Annotated in this window: 7 protein-coding genes; 2 read left to right on the forward strand and 5 right to left on the reverse strand. The window is 55.6% G+C overall.

Annotation, left to right across the window (positions count from 1 at the left end):
• Positions 1–294: 294 nt before the first annotated feature.
• The 4 genes from B5F35_RS01590 to B5F35_RS01605 all read right to left on the reverse strand — a co-directional run bounded on the left by B5F35_RS01590 (position 295) and on the right by B5F35_RS01605 (position 5,995).
• Complete coding sequence (locus tag B5F35_RS01590) at positions 295–2,955, reverse strand: Ig-like domain-containing protein (protein WP_087237408.1); 2,661 nt, start codon at positions 2,953–2,955, stop codon at positions 295–297.
• 432 nt (positions 2,956–3,387) lie between these two features.
• Positions 3,388–4,326 (reverse strand): class II fructose-1,6-bisphosphate aldolase, encoded by a 939-nt coding sequence (gene fba, locus B5F35_RS01595; RefSeq protein ID WP_087237410.1) that lies wholly within the window; start codon positions 4,324–4,326, stop codon positions 3,388–3,390.
• 176 nt (positions 4,327–4,502) lie between these two features.
• On the reverse strand, positions 4,503–5,288 hold the full coding sequence (locus B5F35_RS01600) for a DNA-3-methyladenine glycosylase family protein (protein ID WP_087237412.1): 786 nt from the start codon (positions 5,286–5,288) through the stop codon (positions 4,503–4,505).
• Positions 5,285–5,995, reverse strand: a complete 711-nt coding sequence (locus B5F35_RS01605; protein WP_087237414.1) for a DUF6062 family protein — start codon at positions 5,993–5,995, stop codon at positions 5,285–5,287. Before B5F35_RS01605 ends, B5F35_RS01600 begins: the two co-directional genes overlap by 4 nt.
• Positions 5,996–6,566: 571 nt before the next feature.
• Here B5F35_RS01605 and rlmB point away from each other — a divergent pair.
• Entirely contained in the window at positions 6,567–7,361 is a 795-nt protein-coding gene (gene rlmB / locus B5F35_RS01610) for a 23S rRNA (guanosine(2251)-2'-O)-methyltransferase RlmB (RefSeq protein ID WP_087237416.1), read from the forward strand.
• Between the two features lie 32 nt (positions 7,362–7,393).
• Positions 7,394–11,104: a hypothetical protein gene (locus tag B5F35_RS01615; RefSeq protein WP_087237417.1), complete on the forward strand. Its 3,711-nt coding sequence runs from the start codon at positions 7,394–7,396 to the stop codon at positions 11,102–11,104.
• Between the two features lie 108 nt (positions 11,105–11,212).
• Here the strand turns inward: B5F35_RS01615 and B5F35_RS18360 are convergent, their stop codons facing one another.
• The gene (locus B5F35_RS18360) at positions 11,213–13,285 is read right to left on the reverse strand and encodes an Ig-like domain-containing protein (protein WP_140401119.1); all 2,073 of its coding nucleotides are present in this window, start codon (positions 13,283–13,285) and stop codon (positions 11,213–11,215) included.
• Between the last annotated feature and the right edge of the window lie 219 nt (positions 13,286–13,504).

The raw sequence follows: 13,504 nt of genomic DNA on the forward strand, positions 1-13,504 counted from the left end.
ATCGAAGATTGCGAGTTGTTCTGTTGCCAGCCGGCGTTTGGCGGCCTTGCGCCGCAAGCCGGCCGCTCCCAGGGAGAGGGGGCGCAAGGCTCGCGTAGGAGACCAAAGGGGTTCGAAGGGGCAAAGCCCCTCGCGGTTCTTTCCCCCATTTCTTGGCGGCAAGAAATGGGGGGCCTCCGCGGCCTGAGCGGGAAACGGGAAAAGAAAGAACAAGCCCCCACACCTTCCTTGCGGAAGATGCGGGGGCTGCCTTTTTGCGAATGAGTTTTTTCAGCGCTCTACAACCGACAAAACTTATTCACTGATATGTGCCACGGCAACCGTAAACGGCGCGCCGTTGACATAGAAGCCGCAGCCGTCGCCGGCGTTGCCGACGGCGTACACCTTGAAGAACCAGTCATTGCCGCTGTTTCCGGCATACTCCACACGGAAGGAGGAGGAACCGGCTGCCATGACAGGCTTGCTGGAAGCCGTCAGCTTGAACTGGTAGCTGCCGCCCTTCTTTACAGAGAAGGGTGCGGTGGTATCGCAGGATACGCCGCCATACACCTCGGAAGCGGTGATGGTGGACACCTTCGTGCCGTTCACCAGAACGTCGCACGTCTGGCCCACAGCGCCGATGGCGTATACCTTGAAGAAATAGTCATTTCCATTCTGCGAGGCAAACACCACGCGGAAGTTGGAATTGCTGACCGTCACGACGGGAACCTGGCCGTTGGTGGAGGTAAGCTTATACTGATAGGAACCTTTCACAGAGAAATTACCCACCGTATCGCTCACGCAGCCCTGCGGCTGAGCATTTCCGCTTGTGCCGGGGTTCGTACCCGTGCCCGGATTTGTGCCGGAGCCGGTATTCGGCATTGCCGTGCCGGTGCTGCCGTCGTTCCACGAACCGCCGGAGGAACCACCGGAGGATCCGCCGCCGGATGTGGATTTCTCGACTGTGATCGTGCAAGCTGCCGTCTTACCGCCCACCGTCGCCGTTACTGTTGCGGTGCCTGCTTTCAGGCCCTTCACGGAAGCGGTATTATCCTTGTTGTCGGTCAGAGAAAGGATCGTGGTATCCTTGGTCGCAAATACAGCCTTCTCGTTTGTTCCCTTCACCGTGGCGGTGATGGCAGCCGTTTTGCCAACCTTGATGGTATCAGAGGAAGAGGTAAGCGTAATGGTAATCTCAGGGACTGCGGTTTCTTCCACCGTGATAACCGCCTCAGCCGTGCAGGACTTTCCATCCGCATAAGCATACGACGCGGTGATGGCCGCTGTTCCCTTGGCCACCGCTGTCACGGTGCCGTTGTTCACAGCCGCAACCTTTTCATTGCTGCTTGTCCATGTGACCTTTGCGTCAGATACCGGATTCCCATCCTTCGTTACATCCGCTTTCAGGGAAACGGTCTCCCCAACCTTGATGGTAGCTTTGTCCGGTGTGACCGTGATCGCATAAACCGGATCCACCGTAATATCAAACCCTGTCACCGTGACATTCACACTGACGGAATTGTTCGAAAGTGTTCCGTTTGCGTCCTCATTCAGCTTAACCGTTGCGGTGACAGTAGCGCTACCGTTGGCGTGAGCTGTCACTTTACCCTGAGCGTTCTTGCCTTCGTAATCGCTGTCCGGCTCAGCCGTCGCTACAGCATCGTTGCCGGACTTCCAATCCACTTTATAATTGCCGGAGTCCAGAACGTCACCATTTTTATCTACAACTTGGATTTCAATAGAATCAGTCGGCTTGTCTTTGCTCAGCGAAAGATCTCCGTTGTCGGGCTTTACTGCTTTCACTTCATACTGCGTTTTGCCCGGCTCCGGCTTGGTGCCGTTCATCTGCTCTGCCGTCACATCGAAAGCAACGATGGCATATTTAGAAGCAGCCTTGGACACCTCGAAGGTAACGGAACCTTCTGCGACAGATTTCACGCCGCTGTCTACCCATGTTCCCTGCTCATTGGAGAAAACCTTGACTTCATCCGAAGCAACAGTAGTGGGAACCGTCAGCTCCACGATCATATCATCCGAAAGCTTGCTGACATCGATCGTTACCTTTTCACCCGGGATCTGATTGTCACCGAATTGATCGTTTACAATCGTAGGCATCAGATCGATTTTCTGGGAATCATCTCCCCTGGTTTCCGCAAGCAGCGCAAACGTTTGAGCGCTTTTTGCAGTAAATTTCCAGGTGTAAGAAATTTCGCCAACCTTGACCGTAATGTTCAAAGTAAAGCTGCCATCTTTGAACTTGTCATGATTGAACACGCTGGTGTCGAGCAGCAAGCTTCCGTTCTCATCGGATGCTTCCACCTGAACATATGCTTCAGCTGCGTCCACCTTGTCCAAAACAGCCTCAACAGCCGCAGCCGGAACGGTAACGGTAGCAGGATCTTCCTCAGAAACCGTCGGAATTTTGGCCGGGGTGTTCTCGCCCGTTGTTACACTTCCGGTCACATTTTTATAATACGAGATCCGCCAGGCCGGGGTGGGATCTCCTGCTGAAGAAATCTCCAGCTTGGAACCGCCTGCCATGGAGATCGGCGGGACTTCAAAGGTGATCTTCTGGTTGTCGGATTCATTTTCCGCAGGAGTATTAGGCTGCATGTCGGAAGGCATTTCCGGGACATAGACCAGGTTGTTTCCCGAATCCAAAACCTTCAGCTCATACTGTCCTTCCAAATTTTGACCGGTAACAGTAATTTGAACCTGCTCCTCAGAAGAAAGATCCACCTGTACGGCTTTTTCCGCATCCAGATCCACTTGAACTGTGTAGCCCGAATCCTGGCCCTTGCGGTACCCGGAATCGACGCTCTGTCCGCTCTCACCCTGCTGAATGGTGATGTGCCCGGAATCCGAATCCCAGGTCCGCGCATACACCTGCGGCCCCGCCGCCGAGACGATGGTAAACATCGACGTGAGCATGCAGGTCACGAGCACAAGCGAGAGGAACTGCTTAAACGCTCTCATGATACGATATCCCTCCTGTAAAATTTCCGCGCGAAAAGAAGCGGGGGACGCTTCCGGCCCGCGCGCCGCCTACGAAAAAACTGTGCTGTGTCACCCCTCCTTATGTGGATTTCCTTGCTTCTCACACCATCTGCGTCCTAAGGAGCGCGGCCACCACCTCCCCACCGAAATTCTCTTGTCCACCGCCCGCTGGGCGGATCAAACTGCTTGGAAGGCGCCCTCTTTGTTGCTTTTCCTAAACCCCTCATATTTGGGGGTCAGAATACAGCTATTCTATTTATTGGTATTAGTATAGCACGCGTTCCAGGTAAAATCAACCATAAAAAGAAAAAGAAAGGGAAACAGCATCCGCCTTCCAAAAGCGGATGCTGTTTCCCTTGCAACGAACTATTTCCAATGGATCCTTGGGATCCGGAACATAGTCTATTTTTCTCAGGCCTTGCCGGCGCAGCCAAGCACGACGTTGATCTTGTGCGCCACCATATCCTTCACAGCGGTACGGGCCGGAGCGAGGTACTGGCGGGGATCGAAGTGGCTCGGATTCTCAGCGAAATACTTGCGGATCGTAGCGGTCATGGCAAGACGGATATCGGAGTCGATGTTGATCTTGCAGACAGCCATCTTCGCAGCCTCACGGAGCATCTCCTCCGGGATGCCGATCGCGTCGGGCATCTCTCCGCCGAACTTGTTGACCATCTCAACATACTCCGGAATAACGGAGGAAGCGCCGTGCAGAACGATCGGGAAGCCGGGCAGGCGGTTGGAAACCTCCTGCAGGATGTCCAGACGCAGCTGCGGCTTCTGGCCAGGCTTGAACTTGTAAGCGCCGTGGCTGGTGCCGATGGCGATTGCCAGGGAATCGACGCCCGTGCGGGTGACGAAATCCTGCACCTCGTCGGGATCCGTGAACTGGGCCTTGTCGTCCTCAACCTTCACGTCGTCCTCGACGCCCGCGAGCTGGCCAAGCTCAGCCTCAACGGTGACATTATACTTATGAGCGTACTCCGCAACGCGGCGGGCTTCCTCGACGTTCTCCTCATAAGGCTTGGAGGAACCGTCGAACATGACGGAGGTAAAGCCGCCGTCGATGCAGTCCTTGCAGATCTCAAAGCTTGCGCCGTGATCCAGATGCAGAGCGATCGGAATGTCGGGGTTCACCTTCACGGCAGCCTCAACCAGCTTCACCAGATAGGTGTGGTTGGCGTATTTGCGGGCGCCGGCGGAAACCTGAAGAATCACAGGGGCATTGAGCTCCTGGCAGGCTTCGGTGATACCCTGAACGATTTCCATGTTGTTCACATTGAAAGCGCCGATAGCGTATCCGCCTTCATAGGCCTTCTTGAACATTTCCTTCGTATTTACCAACGGCATGGGGGTCACGCTCCTATTCTATGATTTAATCTGTCCTTATTATACAACAATCTGTCCCGTTAGGAAAGCATTATTTCCAAAATTTTTTGGCTTTTGCAATGCTTTGGCAAGCTTTTTCAGAGTTTCACAGATTTTGAGCATAAAAACCGCCGTTTTTGACAAAACTTTGACAATGTTCACTCAAACAATTCCGGATGAAGGCGGCTGTAATGAAAGACATACTGCTGTGCGATTCCCGCGAAGGGACCGAAAAAGTCCGGCGATTTCCCGGGAAACAGCGTCTGCATCGCGCGGCGCATCCACACGTCCAGGGGAAAGGCGTCGAGCCGGTGCATCCCGTACAGCAGAGCACATTCCGCCACCTTCGGGCCCACCCCGTCGATTGTCTGCAAGGCTTCGCGCGCCTCGGGAAGCGGCAGGACGGCAACCTCATCCAGCGGCAGCTCCCCGCCCGCGACGCGCCGGGCCGCGTCCAGTACATACCGCGCACGGAACCCGCAGCGCAGCGGCGCGAGATCCTCCACGGAAAGACCCGCGAGCCGCTCGGGCTCCGGAAACGAAAAGCCGCCCTCCGGCAAAGGCTCCCCGAAATTCTCACAGAGCCTGTCCACAATCCCCATGATGCGCGGGATGTTGTTGTTCTGCGAGAGGATGAACGAACACAGCGCCTCCCAGGGATCCTGCCGCAGAATCCGGATGCCGGGCGCAAACGAAGCCGCCGTCTCCAGCTCCGGGGAAAGCGCCGAAAGCTCCCGGCGGATCGCGCCGTAATCGAGATCCAGATCGAAATAGGAGCGCCAGAGCGGGTCCTCCGCCGCCTGTCCGGCCGATTCCTCCGAGACGGTGAGTGTCCGGCCGAACGCCACGCCCGAAAAGCTGCCGTCCTCACCCTCCCGCCAGCGGAAGCACTGGCCGCAGGTCAGCGTGGCCGCCAGGTCAAACGGCCCCAGCCAGTCGCTCACGCCTTGTCCTCCCCGTCCTCGCGCCCTGTGTAGAGCCGCCCTGTCAGATACGCGATGGCGCGTTCAATCGCGTCGCGGGAATTGCCCCAGTCGCCGTCCTTGTTGCGGTAGTCGAACATCCGGCAAAAATGCGTCACGTCAGCCTCCACTGTCTGCAAGTAGGACTGCGACAGCCGCCGCACCTCGGCGCAGAAGGGCTCCGCCGCTTTCTTCGGCAGCCGGGACGCGGCATCCTCCAGCAAATGCGCGTGATGCAGGCACAAGCACTCCTGCTCCGAGAACAACCGGCGGAATTCCTCTTCCTTGCCCCAGAGGTTCAGAAGGCTGTCCACCAGATGGTTCCGGTTCTTCTCCATATTTTCACAGATGAAGCACGTTTCCTTTTCTGGTGCCGCCGCGCCGCCGAACAGCTTCTTCTTTTTGGGAGCGGCCTTTGCGCTGAACGCGCGCTCCTCCACCTCCTTGAGGTGGCTTTCCAGAATCAACGCGATGGAAAGACGGCTTCCCACCTCGCAGATCCGGTCAAAATGGTGGGAACAGAACCCCAGACGGTTCGTCTCGATGCGCACATCCGGCTCCATCATGGCTGCTCCGGTGATGTATTCGGCCAACCGGCTCTCCAGCATGGCGTCCATGCGGCAGATCGGGCAGCCCTTCTTCGGCTCAAACAATTCGCTGATGGGTATGCTGCAAATATCCTCTCTCATTTTCCAAGTATCCTCCCTTAGTGCTGCACATGTATGTATTCTACCATGCTTGTCCTGCAAATGCAAAGGAGGAGCGATTACAGTTTGTACTTTCCATAAGTTTACATAATTTTTACATGGTCTTGTGGGATGTGGAAAGGTTTTACCCATTTCAAGTGGTTTTCCACATTTTCCACTGAGTTTTCCACAGACTCCACTGAGTTTTCCCCTGGCTTTTCCCGAAGGGGAAAATAAATTATGTCAACTTTTTCGATTACGCGCCGTATAAACCAGGATCCCCGCGCTTTTTGTAAACTCCTTTTGAATTTCGCGTTTTTACCCTCCTATTTTACCTTTTCCTATGCTATAATAAAGCAGCAGGCTGAGCCTGCACGCAGCGGCCCGCGCGTTGGTAAAGTGCGTAAATATCAGCCCGGCGGCGCGGGACGGTCTTAACATGCTCCCGTATTACTCTGCGGCAGCAGCGCGGGACGCTAAACACACGGAATTCTCACAGCCGGGACGGCGGAGCCGTCTTGTGCGGCTTGCCCGCCGCAGGCGCGAAAAATAAAGAAGATAAGGATTTTGTGCCATGAATTATCATAAGAACGATTCGGAAAACGGCGCCCGCTCCTCCCGTGCGGAGGGCGTGATCGCCGGAAGAAACGCTGTGACGGAGGCTTTGCGGAGCGGACGGCCGATTGACACGCTGTATGTCGCGCGCGGCTCGCTGGAAAAGGGCAGCCTCGCGGCGCTGGCTGCCAAGGCACGGCAGGCCGGGGCCAACGTCAAGGAAGCCGACCCCAAAAAGCTCGACGCGCTGTGCGGCGGAGCTGTGCACCAGGGGGTGGTGGCACTGGCCGCGGCCAAGGAATTCGCCACGCTGGACGATATCTTCCGCCTGGCGGAGGAACGGGGCGAACCTCCTTTTCTCATTTTGGCGGACGAGCTGGCCGACCCGCACAATCTGGGCGCTATCCTGCGCACAGCAGAGTGCGCGGGAGCACATGGAGTGGTAATCCCGAAGCGCCGCTCTGTGGGCCTGACCTACACCGTGGGCAAGGCTTCGGCAGGCGCGCTGGAATATGTACCCGTCGCGCGCGTGGCAAACCTGCCCTCGTGCATGGAGGAGCTCAAGCGGCGCGGTGTGTGGATCTTCGGCGCGGACATGGACGGGGCGCCCTGGTGCGAAGCCGACTTCACCGGCCCCATGGCGCTGGTCATCGGCTCTGAGGGGTTCGGCATGGGCCGCCTGGTCAAAGAAAAATGCGATTTTATCATATCTTTGCCGATGAAGGGCAAAATAACCTCACTGAACGCCTCTGTGGCGTGCGGTGTGCTGGCCTATGAGGCGGCACGCCAGCGCGCGGGTATCCGGGCGCGCTGACGCCCCGGCGGGAAAGGAGCAGAAAAGCAGCAATGTCGGATGATCGAGAGTACCGCGAGGATTTTTCTCTGGAAGAAATCCTCGCAGACGTGCGCAACAGCCGCACCAATCCTCCCAAGCCGGAGGATATCGCACAGCCTGGACTGGACTATGTGCCGTCCAGTGAAAAACAGCCCGCAGACGAGACAACGGCGGAGCCAAAGCCCGCTTCCCGCCGTGTGCCGCTGTACCCGGAAAAGGAACAGAAGAAAAAAGAACCGGTGCGCGAAGAAAGCATACGGCAGGAGGAGGACGGCGTTATCACCGCCGAAGATCTGGCAGAGGAGGAGCCGGAGGAAACCCCGGAGACTCCACGCCGCAAAAACCTGCGCGGCCTGTTCTCCTTTGGGAAGAAGGAAAAAAAGAAGAACACGTTCCTGGACATGTCCGACGACGAGGAGGAAAATCCTTATAAGGATCTCCACCTCAAAAGCCGTGAAGAATACAAGCGCGCCTACGAAAAAACCATGGATTTTGACAGCGCCCCGCGCAGCAGTGAAGATTCGCCTTATTCCTACCTTTTCCACAGCGACGGACAGGACAGCGATGATGATCTGGCCGCGCGCGCGGACAAAATGCGCGCCGAACGCCATGCCCGTCTGGCCCGTGCCATGAAAAAGGCCGGCTATGATGAAAAAAGCCAGACCGGCGGGGAAGATCTCTTCTCCATGTATCAGCGCGAGGAAGCCCAGCGCGCCGAGCGCAGCACGCACGACGCCGAGGCAGCCGCCCGTGTGCTGGAAAAAGCAGGCGGGCCGGAGCCTGAAGAGGAGCCAGCCGAACCGGAGCGGGATGAGCCTGCGAAAGCAGCGGAGCCGAGCACCCGCGAGTTTCCAAGCCTGACTGTGCTGGACACGCCCGCTGCCCCCGCACGCGGCAAAACGGCGGACGCTGGTTCCACCCAAACACGCCGCACCGGACAAACCTTCAAGGCATCGCGCGGTGCAAAACGGAAACCGACGGAAACGGAAATCCCCGTGCCGCAGGCCGATGCGGAGCAGATCCCGGAGGACAGCGTGCTTCGCGTCAACCGCCCGGCCTCGCAGACGAGAAAGAAGGCTGCCCAGCCCAGCTTCCGCCCGGCCCCGCCCCCTGTTTTCCTGACGGAGCAGGAAGAACCGAAACGGCAGGAACCCGCACAGGCAAAGACAAAACCGGCCCAGGACACGTCCGTACGGACCGCGCCGCCCACAGCGGAAACGGAACGCGAGCAGGAGCCAGCCCCGGTAAAGGAGCCTTCGCCCGCTGCCCCCACCCCCGCACGCGAGCCCGCACCCGCTCCGGTGCGTGAGCCGGAGGAAGCGCCGCAGCCCCGTGTGCTCTCCAATGCAAAAGGGAACGCAAAGAGCGGTTCCCATGAACATTCCTACCGTTCGCGCAAAAACCGTCCCGCCAAGGTGGTGACGATGGAGGAAACGCCCGGTGAGCTGCAGGAGGCCCTTGACAACGAGGCGCGCACCTATCCGCGCCCCGGCAGGCTCTCCGCCTCCGCGGAACCGGCGGAGCAGCACACACAGCAGGCAAAGCAGCCTGCCGTACATACGGACAGCACGCCGCAGGTAAAGCAGCAGCCCGCCGCCCACACAGAGGCGCCGGAGGAAGCCCTGCCGGACGCCTGGGCGGAATTTGCCCCGGCAGCCAACACAGCGGTCAAGACAAAAAAATCAGCGCGCACCGCGCCGCAGGATGAACCGGCGTCCACTCCCATTCAGCCGCAGGAAACCGCTGTCTGGGATTATGATGGATGGGAGGAAATTGAGTCCTCCTCCGGCAAGCCCCTGCGCGGGCGCACCATCCCCCTGCATCCCACCGCTTCCCCTGCTCCCGCCGAGGAGGAAGAAGGCGGGGAGGAAGCCGAGGAAACGCTCAAGCGCAAGCCCGGCCAGAAACGCCATAAGCGCTTTTCCATCCTTGGCACAGAGGAAAAGGACAACCGTCCCGAGGATGAATTCCCAGTGGATCCCGAGGAGATCGAGGACTACGAAAAGCCGGAGGACGCGGCATCCATCCTGCACGACCTTGGGGAAAAGCACCGCACCCTGCTTTTGCGGGCGGGCGTGACAGGGCTTTCCCTGTTCCTGATGCTTCTCTTCGGGCTGATCTCAGAATACAACGGGATTCTGCCTTCGTTTATTCCCTACTATCTGCTGACACAGCCGTATCTGATTCTGGAATTGATCTTCCTCCTCATTGCGGGAGCCTTTTCCTGGCCGGTTCTGCTCAACGGCCTCAAGGGTCTGATCCGCTTGCAGGCCAACAGTGACAGCGGTGTGGCGGTGGCCGTTGCGGCGTCCGCCATCCACACGGTGCTGCTTCTGTTTTCGACCGCGCGGGTAGATACAGCATCGCTGCATCTCTATGCCCCGCTGGCCGTGCTGGCTCTTTTCCTGAACACACTCGGCAAGCTGTCCATGGTCAAGCGGATCACCAAAAATTTCCGCTTTGTGGCTTCGCCGGACAAAAAAATGGCCGTCCATCTGCTGGGTGACCACAACATGGCACTGCAAATGACGCGCGGCTATGTGGAGGACTCCCCTGCCATAGCCTACCAAACAAAAACAGGCTTTTTAAAGAATTTCCTGCGAATTTCGTATCTGCCGGACGCATGCGAACAAAGCTCACAGGTCATTGCGCCGATCGGCATCGTGTCCTCTCTGCTGCTTTGTGTGGCAGCGCTCCTTCTCTCCGGTGACGCGATGGCGGCGCTCACCGCCTTCACCGCTTCCTGCTGCATCTGCACGCCGATGCTCAACCAGCTGTGTGTGAATCTGCCGCTGGCACAAGCTTCCCGCCTCGCGGGGCGGCATGGCGCCATGATCTCCGGCTATCAGGCACTGGATAAATTCAGCGATACCAACGCCATTCTGCTTGATGCCAAAGAGCTGTTCCCGAAAAACTGCGTTGTGCTCAGCGGAATCAAAACCTTTGGGGATCAGCACATCGACGATGCGATTCTTGACGCTGCCGCCCTGCTTAACCAGACCGGCGGCACGCTCAGTGAGATTTTCGACGAGGTGATCCAGAGCCGCCGCGAGCTTCTCCCAAAGGTGGAGAACTATACGTACGAGGACAACAAGGGCATTGTGGGCTGGGTGTCCGGCCACCGCCTGCTGATTGGTACCCGCGACCTGCTTCTGGCGCACCATATCACCCCGCCCTCGCGCGACTATGAAAAGAAATACGCCCTTGGCGGCAAAAAAGTGCTTTATCTGGCTTCGGGCGGGCAGCTCGTTGCGATGTTCCTTATCGCGTACAATGCCGACCGCCGCCGCACGATTGAGCTCTGCCGTCTGGAGGATAATGGTGTTGCCTTCCTGGTGCGCACCTGTGACCCGAACATCACCCCGGAGCTGATTGCGGAATGTTTCCAGCTGAACGCCCGCTCCGTCAACGTGCTCACAACCCGTCTCGGCAACGTCTATGTGAAAGCAGGCAAGAAGCCGGACGCTCCCGCCGCCGCGTGGCTGGCCACCAAGGGCCGCCCCACAGGCATGATGCGCCTGGTTTCCCTGTGCATCCGCCAGCGCGGGAACATCTCGCTTGCCGTCGCCCTGCAAAATGTGGCTGTCGGGCTTGGGTTTGTGCTCGTGGCTTTCCTGGCCTGCTATTCAGGCCTCGGCAAACTGAACACCCTGTTCCTTCTGATCTATGAGCTGTTCTGGGCGCTCGCCATCGTGCTGCTGCCCAAGCTGCGCAAGCCTTAAAATATTTTATTGCAAAACGTGGACAGCCCCCACACCTTCCGCAAAGAAGGCGTGGGGGCTGTCTTTTTTTACAAATAAGTTTTTTCAGTACTCTGCAACCGGCAAAACTTATTCACTGATATGTGCCACGGCAACCGTAAACGGCGCGCCGTTGACATAGAAGCCGCAGCCATCACCGGCATTGCCGACGGCGTATACCTTGAAGAACCAGTCATTGCCGCTGTTTCCGGCATACTCCACACGGAAGGAGGAGGAACCGGCCGTCATGGCAGGCTTGCTGGAAGCTGTCAGCTTGAACTGGTAGCTGCCGCCCTTCTTCACCGTGAAGGGCGCGGTGGTATCGCTCATCACGCCGCCATATACCTCGGAAGCGGTGATGGTGGACACTTTCACACCATTTACCAGAACGTCGCACGTCTGGCCCACAGCACCGATGGCGTATACCTTGAAGAAATAGTCATTTCCATTCTGCGAGGCAAGCACCACGCGGAAGTTGGAATTGCTGACCGTCACGACGGGAGCCTGGCCGTTGGTGGAGGTAAGCTTATACTGATAGGAGCCTTTCACAGAGAAATTACCCACCGTATCGCTCACGCAGCCCTGCGGCTGAGTGTTTCCACTTGTGCCGGGGTTCGTACCCGTGCCCGGATTTGTGCCGGAACCGGTATTCGGCATTGCCGTGCCGGTGCTGCCGCCGGAGGAAGATCCGCCGCCGCTGGAATCGGAATCTTTCTCAGTAACTTTAACGCTTATGCTAAAAGTATATAAAACAGAACCAGGCGACATACACATTGCGGTAATGGTCACTGGACCACCTTTAGATTTCCCTGTTATTGCTCCTGTAAGAACATCAATATCAACAATACTAGTATCACTGGATTTCCATGTAACTATTGCATCTGATATTTCTTTATCATGATTTTTTATTAGAGCTGTGAGTTGCGCTGTTTCCCCCTTTTGAATTTCTACGAAACCACTAATAGGTTTTGAATTGCAAAAAAACTCTATACTATAATCAGGATTTATTTGTTCCCATGTTACATCTGGAGATACTATAAAAAATCTATCAGTATAATCAGGAACAACTTTAAAAGTTACTTCATTTCCATTTTTGATTGCAAGATTTTTTTCAAGCTCCATCCATTCATGATACAATTTGTGATCATAAAAAACATTGACTATATTGGTATCAAACTTTGCTTTAACTGTTAATGTGGAGGATAAATCATTAGGAAGCCTGTTAAAATCATTTAGGTGTACTTGTATTCCTGTAATATTGCTTGGCTGCTCAGTAACCCTATCTATCCAAGTTCTTAAATTAATTTGAAAACTTTCACTGTCATTTTGATTTCTTTGAAGGATTTTTTGAGTACTATTAAAACTCCACATATAGCGACAAGAATAACCATAGCTGTCATATACAAAAATATTTAAAGAAAATCCTGGACAATTAAACTTTTCATGTTTAAAAATATCGCTATCAATTAATAAACTTCCCAAATAATCTTCTGGCTCAAAAACATTAATATATACGGCTTTCGTATCAGTTGCTATATTATTTAAAATCACTTCAACACTTGTTGATGGAATAATAGCAGATGAAGAATTTTCATTATTAGAAACAGTCTGAATTTCTACGGGATTGTTCTCGTTCGCAGTCAAACTTCCACAGATAGTGGTTTTATACGAGATCTCCCAAGCCAGCATGTCGCTTCCTGCCGGGTATACTGCCAGCGTGGAACCGCCTGCCATGGAAACCGGCGGGACGGTGAAGGTGATCTTTTGGTTGTCGGAATCTCCCGGCTGTACCTCGTCATTTGTCTCCACAGGAGAAGCGTTTTCCGGTGCATAGACCAGATTGTTTTCCGTATCCAACACCTTCAGATCAAACGATCCCGCAAGGTTTTCACCGGTAAAGATAATTGTTACATCTTCTTTTCCAGACGAAAGATCCACTTCCACACTTTCACTTAACTCTACCTTAACATACTCGGATTCCGTAACCTTAACATATGCGGAATTGACTTTGGTTCCATCGCCCTGCTGGACGAGGACATAACCGGAATCAGAACTCCAGACTCTATCCCCTACCATTGGCTCCGCTGCCGAGACAACGGTGAATATCGACGTGAGCATGCAGGTCACAAGTACAAGCGCGAGGAACTGCTTAAACGCTTTCATAATACGATATCCCTCCTGCAAAATTTCCGCGCAGAAAGAGACGAAGCACGTCCCCGGCCTGCACGCCGCCGAATGGAAAAACTTCCTTTTGCATCGATCCCTCCCTCATTTACTTCCATTTCTCTCCTATTGCTTATATTCAACGGAACGCAGCCATCACCTCCCCACTAAAATTCTCTTGTCCTGCCGCCCGCCGGGCGGATCAAACTGCTTGGAAGG

Origin of the sequence: Anaeromassilibacillus sp. An200, from assembly GCF_002160025.1 — a bacterium.
GTDB classification, from domain to species: domain Bacteria; phylum Bacillota; class Clostridia; order Oscillospirales; family Acutalibacteraceae; genus Caccousia; species Caccousia stercoris.

What these genes read in the sequence shown, in the direction of transcription:
- B5F35_RS01590 (WP_087237408.1), bottom strand. Translation starts at nt 2,955, where the DNA reads ATGAGAGCGTTTAAGCAGTTCCTCTCGCTTGTGCTCGTGACCTGCATG.
- fba (WP_087237410.1), bottom strand. Translation starts at nt 4,326, where the DNA reads ATGCCGTTGGTAAATACGAAGGAAATGTTCAAGAAGGCCTATGAAGGC.
- B5F35_RS01605 (WP_087237414.1), bottom strand. Translation starts at nt 5,995, where the DNA reads ATGAGAGAGGATATTTGCAGCATACCCATCAGCGAATTGTTTGAGCCG.
- rlmB (WP_087237416.1), top strand. Translation starts at nt 6,567, where the DNA reads ATGAATTATCATAAGAACGATTCGGAAAACGGCGCCCGCTCCTCCCGT.
- B5F35_RS01615 (WP_087237417.1), top strand. Translation starts at nt 7,394, where the DNA reads ATGTCGGATGATCGAGAGTACCGCGAGGATTTTTCTCTGGAAGAAATC.
- B5F35_RS18360 (WP_140401119.1), bottom strand. Translation starts at nt 13,285, where the DNA reads ATGAAAGCGTTTAAGCAGTTCCTCGCGCTTGTACTTGTGACCTGCATG.